The following is a 14,790-nucleotide window of genomic DNA, read 5'->3' as shown; positions in this document are numbered from 1 at the left end:
CGCGTGTCGCGAATCCCTCCTCAATGGGTCCAACCTCGCGCCACTGCAAGGGTGAGCGGGTGGAAGCACGGCGAGCGGCGTATCAGCGGGATATTGAACGAATGCTCATTTTGCTTGCATTTGCGCGGCACAACGTCCAAAACATTGCCATGGGCAAGACGCCCACGGCGACGTCATGCCGAACATCTTGAGCTTGAATGACACCGGAGGATACCTGCATGACCCCAGTACTCTATGAATTGCGAGGCCGTGATGACCGTCTGCGTTTCTCGCCGTTCTGCTGGCGCGCGCGGCTGGCCCTGGCCCACAAGGGCATCGAGGCGGAACTCGTTCCCATGCTGTTCACCGACAAGAGCCCGATCGACTTCTGCGATTCCACCACGGTGCCGGTACTCAAGGATGATTTCGGCGTGTCGATGGACAGCTACGACATCTTCCAGCACCTGGACGAGCATTATCCGGATGCAGGCCATGGCCCGCTGATCGGCGATGCACTGGCAAGGGCGCGCCTGAATTTCGTCAAGGTCTATGCCGAGCAGGTCATGGCCGTCGGTTTCTTCCGCCTGGTGGCGCTGGATCTGGTGCAGGCCATTCACCCGGATGACCGTGAATACTTCCAGAGCGCCCGAGAAGCCCGCTTCGGCATGTCGTTCGAGGAGTTCCACGATGTCGAGATCGCCCGTGGCATTCTCGACAGCGCCTTCAAGCCGTTGCGTGGCCTGCTGGGCAATCAGCCCTTCATGGATGGCGAGTCACCGGCGGCGGCGGATTACCTGATCTTCGGCTTCTTCATCTGGGCCCACATCGTCTCCGACACCTCGCCCTTCGGCGAGACGGAAGACCCCGCTGATCCGCTGGTGCAGTGGCGCGAGCGCATGATGGATCTCCATGACGGCATGGCACGCAAGTCGCCGCGTGCCAGCGAGATCCCGCAATAATCCCTCGATCGCGTCAGCGATGCGCTTCCTGATGGCTCGAACGCTTCCAGGCGTTCGGGCCATGTCGTCTTGCCCTCGAAAAGGTGCTCACGATGATTGACCTGTATTACTGGACCACGCCCAACGGCCACAAGATCACGATCTTTCTGGAAGAGGCCGGCCTCGAGTACCGACTCATTCCGGTGAACATCAGCAAGGGCGAGCAGTTCGCGCCAGCGTTTCTGGCCATCTCGCCCAACAATCGCATGCCGGCGATCGTCGATCATGCGCCGGCCGATGGTGGCGAGCCGATTTCCGTGTTCGAATCCGGCGCGATTCTGGAATATCTGGCCGACAAGACCGGCCAGTTCCTGCCGCGCGAGACGCGCCCACGCAATGATGTGCTGCAGTGGCTGCATTGGCAGATGGGCGGCCTGGGGCCGATGCTCGGTCAGGTGCACCACTTCACGCACTACGCGCCAGAACCGGTGGAGTACGCCATCGAGCGCTATCACAAGGAAGGCGAGCGCCTCTACGGCGTTCTGGAGCGCCAGCTTGCGGGGCGTGAGTTCGTGGCCGGTGACGAGTTGAGCATCGCCGACATGGCCATCTGGCCGTGGCTGAAGGCCGAGAAGCAGGAGATCGATCTGGCCCGCTTCCCGGCGGTGGCTGCCTACCGCACTCGCATGGCCGAGCGTGATGGCGTCAGGCGGGCGATGGCGCGCATCGACGACATCAATCCGGCGGCCAATGTGGCGATGGATGAAGAGGCGCGTCGCCATCTGTTTGGCCAGGGCCGCTGAGTCGCGCTGGTACGTGAGGCCTGCGGGGCTAGGGCTGCCCCCAGTCCTTGGGCACATGGCGCCGGATACGATCCAGCAGCGCGCCCAGCTTGCGCGGCGGGTGCCCGAAGGGATAGTGCAGGCTGACCGGAATCGAGGGTCCTTGCCACTCGGGCAGACAGGCCTCGAACTGGCCGGGATGTGCCACGGAGCGGGTGCGCACGTGGTGGTCCGGCAGCAGGCCGATACCGGCGCCATGCGCGATGTGGTCGGCATGTACCACGACATTGTCGACCGTGAAGCGTGAGGGCGGCAGGCTCACTCGGTACTCGCCCTGTTCCGGATGGTGGAGCACCAGATCGGGATGATGGCGGTCGATCAGGTTGACCCAGTCGTGGGAGGCAAGCTCGCCGGGATGCTGCGGATGGCCATGCTGGCGCAGATAGTCCGGGTGGGCATACAGATGCTGACGCTGGTGGCCCAGCACCTCGTCACGCAGGCCGCTGTCACGGGTCGGACCTTCCCACAGCCACAGCATGACCTGATCATCCTCACGTGTCGGAGGCTGCAGGTTCGAGGTCAGCGTCAGGCGAATGCCCGGATACTCCTCGATGAACTCGGTAAGCAGACGATTGAACCAGCCACGCAGGAAATGCGGGTGGACGCTGATGCTGAGATCACCGCTCACCTCCTCGCGCAGCTCGTCCAGTGCCATCTGCGAGCGCTCGCCCAGCGACAGCATCTGCTGGCAATACTGATGGAACAGCGTGCCGGCCTCGGTGGGAATCAGGCGGTTGGCCTGGCGATGCAGCAGCGGCTGACCAAGCTGATACTCGAGATGACTGATCCGACGGCTGAGCGTGGACTTGGAGATACCGAGGTGTTCGGCGCCGGCGCCCAGGTTGCCATGGCGCATGATGGCATCGAAGGCACTGAGGCCCTGAAATTCGTCAAGTACGGGAGGCATGGATTGGTGGCACCTGAGACTGTCTGCCACTCGGGCAGCCGATGGCATGAAAGAGAGCGTGGAGGCAGAGTGCGCCGCGGATCTGGCACAAGGGCCAGTGGCGAGTTGCCGATTTGGCCAGCATTGTAGCCGATTTGGCGGGGGGAGTGGCATGCATGAAAGTGATTCGCGTTCTCTGCTGGCGGGCGCGTTCAGATAATGGGGCTCACGATTCCAGCTTGTTGACGCCCATCCGCGCCCGAGCGGGATGCATGTGGCGGGTGGGCGCGGCATCATGGCATGCAGCAGTGGCACGCGCTGTCGCTGCGTTTCACTCTTCCAAGGCCCTTTCGCGGCCTGACAAAGGACCTCGTGATGTCACTCGCCACGCGCTTGCGCGCTCACTTTCGCTCATGCCAGGAATCCGCCTGCCTGAGACGCACCTCTCTGACGGCCCGCTCGACACTGCTGATGACGCTGGTGGCGCTGCTGGCGGCACCGGTGCAGGCCGACGAACCCACCCGGATTCGCGTCATGGCCGCCGCCTCGCTGCATGATGCGATGGATGCCATCGAGGCCCGCTACGAGCGCCTCGCCAACGTGGATATCCTGCCGGTCTACGCCTCGTCCTCGACCCTGGCGCGTCAGCTGGCCAATGGTGCTCCAGCCCAGCTGTATCTGTCGGCCAACGAGCGCTGGATGGACTGGCTCGAGCAGCAGCCCGGCGTGGTGGTGACAGGGCGTCATGATCTGCTGGGCAATCGTCTGGCGCTGGTAGCCGCCGGGGCAAGTTCTCTGGATGCCGGCGTCAGCAATGCCCGGGACGTGACGGACGTGGCCAAGCGACTGGCCGCGACGGGCGACGCCTCCCGGCTGGCGGTGGGGGACCCGGATCACGTGCCGGCGGGCATCTATGCACGTCAATCGCTGGAATCGCTGGGTCAGTGGCAGGCACTGCGCTCGCATCTGGCCAGTGCCGAGGATGTGCGTGCGGCGCTGGCGCTGGTCGAGCACGGTGAAGCCCCACTGGGCATCGTCTACTCGACGGATGCCTCCGTCAGTCATCGCGTTCATCAGATCGGCCTGCTACCCGAGAGCAGCCACGACCCCATCCACTATCCTGCCGCCTTGATCACGCGGGGCGGGGGTGCGCCCGACGAGGCAGCGGAAACCTTCGCCCACTGGCTGTCCAGCAATGAGGCAGGGGCCATCTTCCATCGCTTCGGGTTCACCACCCTTGGGACCCAGACTGCACCCGCCACCGCTGACAGCCAGTGAGAGCGCCCCGGCGGCCGGCATGTCCCGGAGGCACGCGGGCCGCTACACTGGAGGTTTTCCGTGGCATCATTGCGGCAATGACGTGGCTGGCAGAGCGAATCATCGAGCGGGCCATGGCGATGCCATGGGCGCGAGTCGTCTCGTGATCGCGCTGCCCTGCGCCACCTGATCTTGTTCGAGGAGAGTGCATGCTGAGCGCACTGGAATGGGAAGCCCTGAGTCTGAGTCTCAAGGTCGCCTGCGTGGCTGTCGGCTTCAGTCTGATTCCCGGCTTCGCCGCGGCCTGGTGGCTGGCACGACGCGAGTTTCGTGGCAAGGCGCTGGTGGATGGCCTGTTGCATCTGCCACTGGTGCTGCCACCGGTGGTGGTCGGCTATCTGCTGCTGGTCACCTTCGGACGCAACGGCGTCATCGGTCAGTGGCTGGCGAAGATCGATATCGTGCTGCCCTTCACCTGGCAGGGCGCCGCCGTCGCGGCAGCGGTCATGGCCTTCCCGCTGATGGTGCGTGCCATGCGCCTGTCGCTGGAGGCCATTGACCCGGGGCTGGAGGCCGCGGCTCGTACCCTGGGGGCCAATCCGCTGCGGGTGCTGTTCACGGTGACGATGCCGCTGGCGCTGCCCGGTATTCTGACCGGCGGCATGCTGGCCTTCGCGCGCGCGCTGTCGGAATTCGGCGCCACCATCACCTTTGCGGCCAACATTCCCGGCGAGACCCGTACCTTGCCCCTGGCGCTCTATACCCTGATCCAGACGCCGGGCGAGGAGGGCGCGGCCGCGCGTCTGTGTCTGATCGCGGTGGTGATCGCGATGCTCTCGCTGTTGTCTTCCGAATGGCTGGCGCGCCGGGCCCGACTCCGGATGGAGGGGCGTGATGCTTGATTTCCACCTTTGCCGCACGCTGGGCGCCTTCCATCTCGATGCCGAACTCAAGGTGCCGGCACGCGGGGTCACGGCGCTGTTCGGACGTTCCGGCAGCGGCAAGACCAGCATCCTGCGCATGATCGCAGGGCTCGACCGCCCGGATCATGGTCATCTGCGTCTCACGGGCGAGTGTCTGATCGGCGGCGAGCATGATCACTGGGTGCCTGCCCATCGGCGCAATCTGGGCGTGGTCTTCCAGGAGCCTCGTCTGTTTCCGCACTACAGCGTGCGCGGCAATCTCTGCTACGGCATGCCGCTGGCACTGACGCGTGCTCAACGCCAGCGCAACCGTGACCACCTGCACGAGATCGTCGCGCTGCTGGGCATCGAGGACCTGCTGACGCGCATGCCGGGTCAGCTGTCGGGTGGCGAGGCGCGGCGTGTCGCCATCGGACGCGCCCTGCTGTCACGCCCACGCATGTTGTTGCTGGATGAGCCGTTGACCGGCCTTGATGGCGCCCGCAAGCAGGAACTCCTGCACTACATCAGCCGCCTGGCTCGCGAGATCGAGATTCCGATCCTGTTCGTCAGTCACGATACCCGGGAGCTGTTCGCCGTCGCGGACCGCCTCGCGCTGGTCGACAACGGGCGCATCACCGCCAGCGGCGAGATCGGCGACATGCTGTCACGTCTTGATCTGGCCCCGCAGACAGGCCGTTTCGAAGCCGGCTCACTGCTCAGCGCCGAGGTGCTCTCGCACGATGAGACGCATCAGCTGACCCGTCTGGGGCTCGGGGCGGGATTGAGTCTCAAGCTGGCGCGCCTGGCGATGCCGGTCGGGCGTCGGGTACGCCTGCGACTGCGCGCCCGTGATGTCAGCATCGCGCTGGAAACCCCGCTGAATACCAGCCTGCGCAATACGCTGCCCGCCGTGATTCACGAGATCGAGAGCGAGCGCGGCCACGCCAGTGCGGAACTGGTGCTGGGCATCGCCGGCCAGCGGCTCAGAGCGCGCGTGGACCGGCTGGCCTGCGAGGAGCTGGGGCTCAAGGTCGGCCTTGGTGTCAAGGCATTGATCTCGAGCGTCGCGCTCTCCGGCCCGGACGTGATCAGTCTCGATGTCGGAGACGAGGCCGCGCAGCAGGATGAGGCGGCCGGCACCAGCGAGACGACGTCTCCCTGACTCTCCCGCTATCCCGCTCCCCTGAGCCCCCTCGGGCCGGGCATTCTGGTAATGTGCCTCGCTCGGTATCCATCGACAAGGAAGACCCTGATGCAGCTGACCCACCTGTGGCGCTACCCCTTGAAGTCAGGCGCCGCCGAGGCACTTGAGAGCACGACTGTCGGCGAGGAAGGCCTGACGCAGGACCGCCGTTTCGTGGTGGTCGCGGCACGCGGCAAGTTCGTCACCGCACGCACGCATCCGCAGATGCAGCGTCTGGCACTGCGCGAGCAGTCGCCGGGCCACTGGCGGCTGTGGCAGCTGGACCGCCCGGCCTGCGGTGAGGTGAGCTTCGCGACCCGTGATGAGGCCGAGCGTCTCGACATCCAGGTGTGGGCAGACCAGTTCAGCGCCCTGAGCGTCAGTGACGAGGCGGATGCCTGGTTGAGCGAGCAGCTCGGCATGCCGGTGCGGCTGTGCTGGCTGGGCGAGCGCTCCGAGCGCTATCGCGAGATCATCCGACAGCGCGTGAGTGCCGCGGACGGCTTCCCGCTGCTGCTGGCCAACCAGGCCTCGCTGGAAGCGCTCAATCGCGAGACGCCGACGGCGGATCACGGCATGAACCAGTTCCGGCCGAATCTCGTGATCAGCGGTGCCGAGGCCTGGGCCGAGGATGGCTGGCAGGAGGTGATGATCGGCGAGGTACGTTTCCGCCTGGTGTCATCCTGCACGCGTTGCGCGATGGTCAATGTCGACCCGGCCACCGGCGAGAAGCGCGGTGACAGGGAGCCGCTGACGACACTGGCGCGGGTGCGCCGTTTCGAGGATGGCCAGGTGCACTTCGGCTACAACCTGGTGGCGGTGGACCCGACGCGCCAGCCGCCGCTGCGGGTCGGTGATCCTGTCGAGGTCACGGCCTTCAAGTGACGCCTCGCGTCTGCGTTCAGGGGGCGGTTGGCAAGGCTCAGTCCGGCGGTCCGAACAGGGCAGGCTGACCATGCGCCTCGCGCCAGACATCCAGCGCTGCCCGGTGCAGCTGACTGTGTCGCCACGCCAGCGCCTCGATATCACGGTCATAGCCGCCGCCGATCACGCAGGCCACGGCCGCGCCCGCCGCGCGACAGCGCTCGATCACGTGGCGCTCGCGCCGGTAGAGGCCGCGGTCGCTCAGTTCGAGATGGCCGAGCCTGTCGGCGGCGTGCGGGTCGACCCCGGCATCGAAGATCACGAGTTCCGGCTGCACCCGCGTCAGCACCGTCTCCAGCGTGCGCTCCAGCACCGCCAGATAGTCCTCATCGCCCATGCCTTTCGGCAGGGGTACGTCCAGATCACTCTTCTGCTTGCGGGCCGGGAAGTTGCTCTCGGCATGCAGCGAGAGCGTGAAGACCCGTGGCTCGTCAGCGAAGATCAACGCGGTGCCATCGCCCTGATGGACGTCGAGATCGACGATCAGCACCCGCGTCACGCCATCTTCCAGTGCCTGATGCGCCGCCACGCCGATGTCGTTGAGCAGACAATATCCGCTGGCCGCCTCGGGATGGGCGTGATGGGTACCCCCGGCGGTATTGCAGGCCAGGCCGCGCGTGAGGGCTTCGCGCACGGTGGTCAGCGTGCCGCCCACCGCCAGCACGCTGCGCTCGCGCAGGGCCTCGCTCCACACGAAACCGCTGCGACGCTGGGCCTGATGACTCAAGGTGCCACTGAGAAATTCATGCACGTAGCGGCGGGTGTGCACGCTGAGCAGGTCTTCCTCCTCGGCGGGCTGGGGCATCACCCACTCGACGGCCCAGGCGCAGTCGGCCAGCTGGCGGTCCAGCAGCCGTTTGAGCACGCTGAACTTGTCCATCGGGAACGGATGTTTCTCGGGCAGCGCGATGCGATAGCCGGGGTGATGGATCAGCGCCAGTGGCGGGCAGGCAGCCTCAGCGACGTGGGACAAAGTGCACCTCCCGGCCCTCGGTGGTCAGCTGACGAATGGCGATGGGGCGGCCCTTTGCATCGAGATCCACCAGTCCGATACCACAGGCATTCAGCAGGCGTTCGCCGTGACTCGCGGCATCGTGACGACGTGGCGTGATGCGCATGTTGCGACGCCGTGTCAGCAGGTTGAGCGGTGAGCGTGGGGCGTACAGCCAGCGATTGAGGCGATCCAGCACGTCAAGCAACCCTACCGGGAAGCGGTTGCGGATGCCGCTGCTGGTGATCTGCCAGATGTGCGGGCTGGAACGGCGGTGCCTGAGGCGCACGTCGTAGGCGAAGGAGTAGTGCACATCGCCGGACAGAATCACGAAATGCTGCGGCGTGCGCGAATGGCGGAAGATGTTGAGCATCACGCTGGCGGCGCCCTGGTGGGCCATCCAGTTCTCGGCGTCCACCATCAGCGGCTTGCCGGCGAAGGTGAAGAGCTTCTGGATCGTCTCGATCAGCTTGACCCCGAACACGGGAGCTGGAGACACCAGTACCACCGCGCGCTGCTCCACCAGACGTTGCTGGAGTTCACACAGCGCCTCCCAGTCCATCAGACCCGAAGGGTGCGACAGCTTGCGCTCACTGCGCCAGCGGCGAGTGCGGGTGTCCGCCACGATCAAGGCCGGAGTGGTCTCGAGCTGATAGTCCCAGCGCTCGCAGCGCTCGAGCCGGGCGATCAACGCCTCCTGACGCTCGACGTCGAAATGGCCCTCCGGCGCGGTCTCGGTGTCGGCATGCGCATCGGTGAACAGCTCGCTGGCCTGCTCCAGCAGCTCACCGAGCGCCCGAGGTGCGTTGCCCGCGCCCTGACACAGCAGGTAGCCGGTCAGCGCATTGCCGATGATGCGCCGCGAGAAGGGATTGCCGTAGGCGGCTTTTTCCCAGGCGGCACTCAGATTCCAGTCATCGGTGACGTCGTGGTCATCGAAGATCATCAGGCTGGAGACGTTGGCCAGCAGGCGGCGCACCTGACCGAGCCCAGCGCGGAAACGTGCCAGATGGCGTGCCTCGCGGGCATGGCGCTCGCGGGTGGCCTCGTCGTGGCCTTCGAGCGCTGACGGGTCTTCCAGTTCGACCCCGAGGGCCGCCCACGGCACGTCGGACCACACCAGCAGGTACATCGCGACGACTTCCGACAGGCCGATCAGGTGATTGTCAGCCCCGGTGGAGGTGAAGATGGGCTTGCGCTTGGCGCCGAAGAAACTGGCGGCCAGTCCCTCATTGGCTGGCATGTCCGGCAGCAGCTGCGGGCGATGATAGAGGTGCGACGGGTGCTGGCGCAGTTCGCGGCTGTCGGAGACCTCGGCGCCCAGCAAGGTCTCTTCCGGCAGCCCCAGGCGCTCGATCACCTGATCGATGGCCCCCAGCATGGGGCCGGCGACGTCATCGGCGTAGATCTGATCGCCCGTGAACAGCATCACTTCCGGCCATTCCAGCGGTGTGGTGCGCCGCTCACTCAGCCAGTGATCCAGTGCGACCAGACCATCGCCGGCCGGGCCTTCAGGAGCGCTGTCACTGGCGTTGGCACAGACGCGTTCGGCCTCCTTGTCACTCAGGCCGTGATGCGGCTTGCGACAGCTGCCATGCGCGATGCGGGTCAGCTTCGCCGGCAGACGGAAACGTGGCAGAGGCTCGCCGGGGTAGCAGATCTCTGGGCCCCACTCGGCGATGCCATGCCAGTCGCCGTCCTGCGGCGCGGCGCTACTGTCAGCGGTGTCCTCGCGCTCGCTCAGTGCCAGCTCGTAGGCGATGGCGCAATCGGCGGGCAGGGGAGACTCGGCATGGGCCTCCAGCAGCATCAGCCAGGCATGGGTGCCCAGAGGGATGGCCAGATGCTCCGTCAGTCGGGCAGGTGGCGTATCTGGGAGCCCCGCGAGCGGTGGGCGGCTCTCGTCTTCCGGCAGTAGCCACACGCGGGCTTGTTGAGGGCGCGAGGTCACCAGCCACAGTACGATGCTGTCTGGCGTGACGCGCCTGAGCATCGGACCCGCGAGAACGCGTGGCAGGAGAAGGGAAGGCTCGGGGGACGCTGGGCAATCAGTCATGAACGAAACGGACTCGACGGGTGAAAATGGGCAGCGCTGCAGATCGCGGCCGGCAGCATGGTGTGGGTCCCCGGTCAGGCGACACGACGCGACGCCGAGCGTTCAGAGCGGGGCCGGATGCAGGCCTTCAAAGGCAGCCGAGTCGTCAGGCACGCCTTGTCGCAGGCTCGCAAAGCACAGGGTGGCTGACGTAGAGTTGTGGCTCTCTGCGGACGTGGCGTTGGCAGGATAGCATGGGACAGCAGGATGAAAGAGTGCATGGCAGGCCGCTTCAAGGCCATCTGGACAGAGGCAGAAAGCACTCTGGTGGCGCCTGACAAGAGCGGGAAGACAGCCGTGGCGATTCGCGCATGGCGTGGGGCGCGGCGGGTCTCCTCGCTGTGCCTCGCTCTGTTGGCGGCAGGCCTTGCCCCGTCGGCCTTGGCGGCGCACGCGTCAGTGCCCCCTGCAAGGGAGTCGCACCCGCTCAAGGCCAACGAATGCCTGCCGTCGCCCAAGGGCAAGGTCGTGCTGACCATCAGCGGCGTGGTGACGTGTGGCAATGCCGGCAGTGAGACGTCGCCATTGGCTCGCTTTGACATGCCGATGCTGGAGGCGCTGCCCTCGCGCGTGAATGCCACCCACACGCCATGGACCCAGGGAGTCGTCCGCTTCAGCGGGCCCTTGCTGCGCGAGCTGATCCAGCGGGTGGGGCAGGATGTCTCGACGGTGAGCGTGAAGGCCATCAATGACTTTTCCGCCGATATCCCGATGTCGGATATCACGCGATACGAGGTGTTGCTGGCGACGCGCCGCGATGGCGAGCCGATGCCGGTACGGGATTTCGGTCCCTTGTTCATCCTCTATCCCTTCGATGCCCATCCGGAACTGATGACGGAAGAGATTCGCTTCCGTAGCGTCTGGCAGGTCAACGGGCTGGTGCTGCGATGACCAAGGCTGCGATGACGGATGTCGTCAAGTCGCCTCCGGGCGCCGTCGTCCCGGGCATCCTCGTCCCGGGGACCCCCTTCCTCAGGTACCCTCTGGCTCGCGCTTGAATCGGATCTTCTCGTCTCTCTCGTCCACGCCCGGCCATCCACATGATGGTGAGCCGTCTTCCCCCTCGTCGGTGGCGGGCTCCCCTGCATCACGGGATGAGGTGCTGGGCGGCGAGGCAGACTCGCACGCCATGCATGCTCTGGCCCAGGCGCCACGGACACGCTGGCCGCTGTGGGTCGGCATGGCCATCATCATCGCCTTGCTGCTGGCGGCCGTGGGAGTGGGCGGTGTCATCCTCCACAACCAGGTAAAGCTCGAGAACCGCACTCGCGATGATGCCGTCTGGACGGTCTATCAGCTGGACCGCGAGGCCATCACCCTCACCAATTCCCTCGCGCGCTATGCCCAGGCGCAGGGCGTGAAGCGTGGTGCGGCCTGGCAGGAGGTGCTGGAGGATTTCGAGCTGCTCTACAGCCGGACCTTCATCTTCCGGCGCGGCGACTTCCGTCATCATCTGATGAGCCTGGCCTCGGTGCCCATGCTGGCCGATGAGGTGATGAGCCAGATCGACTACCTCGACATCCGACTGGGCGTATGGCGCGATGAGGGGGAGTGGCGGAAGGAAGCAAAGTGGCGTGAGGGCAGAGAGTTGCCGGACGCCGCCTCTGTCGCGAGGCTGCAGGCGCTGAGCGACGAGATCAGTGACGTCACCCAGACGTTGCTGCTGCGGGTGAGAGCCCAGCTTGCCGAGGAGTCCACCCAGGAACGCCAGCAGCGCGATCGACTCGTGCATTGGATGCTGCTGCTGCTCGGGCTGATGGTACTGACGACCCTGCTGGTCAGTCGCCAGGTCTGGCTGCAGGCCCGTGCGCGGGAGCAGGCCCGCCAGCAGCTGCTGAGCCTGTCCACGGCCCTCAAGCATGAAGCCGAACGCGCCGAGCAGGCCAGCCGTGCCAAGTCCGAATTCCTCGCCACCATGAGTCATGAGATTCGCACGCCGCTCAACGGTGTCATCGGCATGAGCGAGCTGCTGCTGGCCGAGCCGCTGGACAACAGCGCGCACCGGTATGCCACCAGCCTGCGTGACAGCGGGGAGGTGTTGATGGGGCTGGTGGATGACGTGCTGGACTTCTCGAAGATCGAGGCCGGCAAGTTGACCGTCGAGCGGCGACCCTTCGATCTCCAGCAGGCCGTCGATGGCGTCATCGATCTGTTGCTGCCACAACTGGACAGTACCCGTGTGGCCTTCGTCGATCACCGCTCGGCCCAGCTGCCACGCTGGGTCATGGGAGACTCCGTTCGCCTGCGTCAGGTGCTGCTCAACCTGTTGTCGAACGCCTTCAAGTTCACCCGGCACGGCAGGATCACCCTGATGGTGCATCCGCTGCCGGCGGGGCGAGTCCGTTTCGAGGTCAATGACACCGGTATCGGCATCAGCGAGATGCAGGCCAAGCGCCTGTTCGAGCCCTTCACCCAGGGGGATGCCTCGATCGCGCGGCGCTTCGGCGGCACCGGACTGGGACTGGCCATCGCACGCCGACTGGTGGAGCTGATGGGAGGGCGTCTGGGCATGAACTCCCGCGAGGGCGAAGGCGCCTGTTTCTGGTGCGAGTTGCCGCTGCCGCTTGCCCCCATGAGCCCGCCGCAGACCGACTCCCACGCGCCTCTGCCGCTCAGCCGTGGAGAGAAGGTGCTGGTGGTGGATGACAACCACATCAATCGTGAAGTGGCGCGCGCCATGCTGTGCAGTCTCGGCTATGCGGTGACGGTGGTCGAGAGCGGTCAGGCGGCACTGGACTGGTGTACGGAAAACGACGATATCGTGCTGGTGTTGCTGGATCTGCGCATGCCGCGGATGGATGGCTTCGCCGTGGCGCGAGGCTTGAGGGCTCTGGAGCGGCGCGACGGACGCACCGCCAGCTTGATCGTGGCGATGACCGCCAATGTGGAGGCCGGTGAACGGGCGCGCTGTCTCGCGGCCGGCATGAATGACTTCCTCTCCAAGCCGATGCGCCGTCACCAGGTCGCCACCATGCTGGCGCGCTGGCAGCTGCGGGACGGAGGCCTGGCTGGCTGGCATCAGAATGAGGCGGAACCGGACTGGGGTGTCGAGCCGGGGCTCCGCCTTCGCGGCGACGCCGGGGGTGAGGCTCAGCGTGATGCTCAAGGGAGAGCATCGCCGGGAGCATGCGCCGAGACGCCAGGCCGCCCAGGGTCGGCGCCGCAAGCCCGTCATCTGGCGAGCCCATCGCCCTCCAGCTTGCGCGATGAGCTGGACATCGCCAGCATCGCCGAGCTCGAGAAGGCCTTCGATGCTCAGCTGACGGAGCAGCATCAACGTCTGACGCGTGCGCTGGCGCAAGGGGATCTGGCGCAGCTCACCCATGAGGCGCATCTGCTCAAGGGCAGTGCCGCAGCGCTGGAGCATGACCTGCTGAGCGACGCCGCGGAGCTGCTTGAACAGCACCTCGCCCGGCAGGCACCGCAGGGACGTATCGAGGCCGCCGTGGATGCGCTGCTGGCGGAAATACGTGAGCATCGTGCCACGGCGGGCGGGCAGGATAGCTGAGCTGGTCGCGGGGCCGGGCCCGACGGCGCGTGAGGCGTCTAGCGGCGACGCAACTCGCGTTCCACCAGGGTCAGGCCCGGCGTGATATCGCTCTGGATGGCGGCGAGCGCCAGGGTGAGGGTGGTATCCGCGATGCGCTGGTGGCACTGGGGCAGCGAATGGATCGGCAACGGCAGGAAGTCGAGCAGGCGATCATCGCCGAAGCTGGCCATCGCCCTGGGGGCGTTGACAGGCGGGCCCTTCGAGAACAGCACGTCCAGCACGCCGTCCATCAAGGTGTAGGAGGCGGTCACGATCGCCTCCGGCATGGGCGAGTGCGCGAGGTATCCGCGCAGTGCCTCGGCACCGGCGGCGCGCTCATAGCGGGCGGCGTGCAGTGTCGTCGCCTCAAGCGGCGTCTGGCTCTGATGGGTCTCGAGCGCCGAGCGCATGCCCTGGGCACGTTCCCGCGATATCTCGAGTTCCGGCAAGGCATCCAGCCACAGCAGGTCTCGTGGTGAATGCTCAAGCACCGCACGGGTCAGCTGGCTGGCGGCATCGGCATTGTTGCTGACCACGCTGGCGAAGTGGCGCGTGTCCAGTGCGCGGTCCACCCCGATCACCGGGAAGCCATCCAGCGTCAGTTCGCGGTAGAAGGGGTCATCCGGTGCCAGACAGCTGGCGGTGATCAAGGCATCGACCCTGCGAGCCTTGAGCATGCGGGCCAGTTCGCGCTCCGTGTCGGGGATGTCGTCGGAGCAGACGATGAACAGCTGATAGTCGCGCTCGCGGGCACCGCGTTCCAGCAGCTTGGCGAGGCGTGCGTAACTGGCATTCTCCAGATCGGGCAGCATGAACCCCAGTGTCCGGCTTTCCCCGCGGCGCAGGGCGGCTGCCTGGGCATCGATCCGGTAGTGATGGCGTTGCACCACCGCCATCACGCGCTCGACCGTCTGTGGGCTGATACGTCGTGCCTGTGCCTGCCCATTGACCACATAACTGGCGGTGGTACGTGAAACGCCTGCAAGACGCGCGATTTCTGCCAGGGTCATGCCACTGTCCTTGCTGGAAGAGGGAGAACGGGACCTGCGAGCTCCATGTGCGAGGAATGATGCTCACTTGTGGCCTGAGGTGCAAATCCTCACTGATGACGGTATCCCTCGACCGACCCCTCGCAACCCCGCACCACAGGCGGCTCTACGCCCAATGTCTAGTCACGAAAACCGCGCATCTGCATGGCATTCACTTGATCACGCGCAAGAAAACGGCCAGCATGAATCCATTGAGGTGACACGATTCAGCA

The 14,790-nt window shown here is 65.8% G+C and carries 12 protein-coding genes; 8 read left to right on the top strand and 4 right to left on the bottom strand.

All coding sequences use genetic code 11. The annotated features are described in order from the left end of the window. Positions 1–218 precede the first annotated feature (218 nt). Together PJK54_RS13875 and PJK54_RS13870 are read left to right on the top strand one after the other, a co-directional pair. Entirely contained in the window at positions 219–938 is a 720-nt protein-coding gene (locus PJK54_RS13875; protein ID WP_077378486.1) for a glutathione S-transferase N-terminal domain-containing protein, read from the top strand. Positions 939–1,030: 92 nt separating this feature from the next. Next, on the top strand, positions 1,031–1,720 hold the full coding sequence (locus PJK54_RS13870) for a glutathione S-transferase N-terminal domain-containing protein (protein ID WP_271303182.1): 690 nt from the start codon (positions 1,031–1,033) through the stop codon (positions 1,718–1,720). Positions 1,721–1,748: 28 nt separating this feature from the next. Here the strand turns inward: PJK54_RS13870 and PJK54_RS13865 are convergent, their stop codons facing one another. Beyond that, the gene (locus PJK54_RS13865; protein ID WP_077378346.1) at positions 1,749–2,666 is read right to left on the bottom strand and encodes a LysR family transcriptional regulator; all 918 of its coding nucleotides are present in this window, start codon (positions 2,664–2,666) and stop codon (positions 1,749–1,751) included. A 354-nt stretch (positions 2,667–3,020) separates the two neighbouring features. On the opposite strand from PJK54_RS13865, the gene modA reads away from it, so the two are divergent. The 4 genes from modA (at position 3,021) to PJK54_RS13845 (ending at position 6,875) form a co-directional block, all read left to right on the top strand. Continuing rightward, positions 3,021–3,923, top strand: coding sequence for a molybdate ABC transporter substrate-binding protein (gene modA / locus PJK54_RS13860; protein ID WP_271303181.1), 903 nt, complete (start codon positions 3,021–3,023; stop codon positions 3,921–3,923). 188 nt (positions 3,924–4,111) lie between these two features. Further along, the gene (gene modB, locus PJK54_RS13855; RefSeq protein ID WP_077378349.1) at positions 4,112–4,804 is read left to right on the top strand and encodes a molybdate ABC transporter permease subunit; all 693 of its coding nucleotides are present in this window, start codon (positions 4,112–4,114) and stop codon (positions 4,802–4,804) included. Next, a complete protein-coding gene (gene modC, locus PJK54_RS13850; RefSeq protein WP_271303180.1) occupies positions 4,797–5,969 on the top strand; it encodes a molybdenum ABC transporter ATP-binding protein in 1,173 nt (390 codons plus the stop codon). Before modB ends, modC begins: the two co-directional genes overlap by 8 nt. 90 nt (positions 5,970–6,059) lie before the next feature. Then, a complete protein-coding gene (locus tag PJK54_RS13845) occupies positions 6,060–6,875 on the top strand; it encodes an MOSC domain-containing protein (RefSeq protein ID WP_191237634.1) in 816 nt (271 codons plus the stop codon). Positions 6,876–6,912: 37 nt separating this feature from the next. Here the strand turns inward: PJK54_RS13845 and PJK54_RS13840 are convergent, their stop codons facing one another. Together PJK54_RS13840 and PJK54_RS13835 are read right to left on the bottom strand one after the other, a co-directional pair. Further along, positions 6,913–7,887 carry a histone deacetylase family protein gene (locus PJK54_RS13840; protein WP_271303179.1) on the bottom strand — a complete coding sequence of 325 codons (975 nt, stop codon included), beginning with the start codon at positions 7,885–7,887 and terminating at the stop codon, positions 6,913–6,915. Next, positions 7,871–9,898, bottom strand: coding sequence for an alkaline phosphatase family protein (locus tag PJK54_RS13835; protein WP_240499655.1), 2,028 nt, complete (start codon positions 9,896–9,898; stop codon positions 7,871–7,873). Before PJK54_RS13835 ends, PJK54_RS13840 begins: the two co-directional genes overlap by 17 nt. A 321-nt stretch (positions 9,899–10,219) precedes the next feature. Here PJK54_RS13835 and PJK54_RS13830 point away from each other — a divergent pair, with 321 nt between their 5' ends. Continuing rightward, positions 10,220–10,891 (top strand): molybdopterin-dependent oxidoreductase, encoded by a 672-nt coding sequence (locus PJK54_RS13830; protein WP_271303178.1) that lies wholly within the window; start codon positions 10,220–10,222, stop codon positions 10,889–10,891. Positions 10,892–10,994: 103 nt separating this feature from the next. Beyond that, the gene (locus PJK54_RS13825; protein WP_271303177.1) at positions 10,995–13,508 is read left to right on the top strand and encodes a hybrid sensor histidine kinase/response regulator; all 2,514 of its coding nucleotides are present in this window, start codon (positions 10,995–10,997) and stop codon (positions 13,506–13,508) included. A gap of 38 nt (positions 13,509–13,546) precedes the next feature. Here the strand turns inward: PJK54_RS13825 and cra are convergent, their stop codons facing one another. Then, positions 13,547–14,539 carry a catabolite repressor/activator gene (gene cra, locus PJK54_RS13820; protein ID WP_077378370.1) on the bottom strand — a complete coding sequence of 331 codons (993 nt, stop codon included), beginning with the start codon at positions 14,537–14,539 and terminating at the stop codon, positions 13,547–13,549. Between the last annotated feature and the right edge of the window lie 251 nt (positions 14,540–14,790).

This window comes from Cobetia sp. MMG027, assembly GCF_027947415.1.
In the GTDB taxonomy this organism is placed as follows: domain Bacteria; phylum Pseudomonadota; class Gammaproteobacteria; order Pseudomonadales; family Halomonadaceae; genus Cobetia; species Cobetia marina.
Note: the sequence above shows the minus strand (reverse complement) of the source record. Positions and strands in the feature narration are given on the sequence as shown.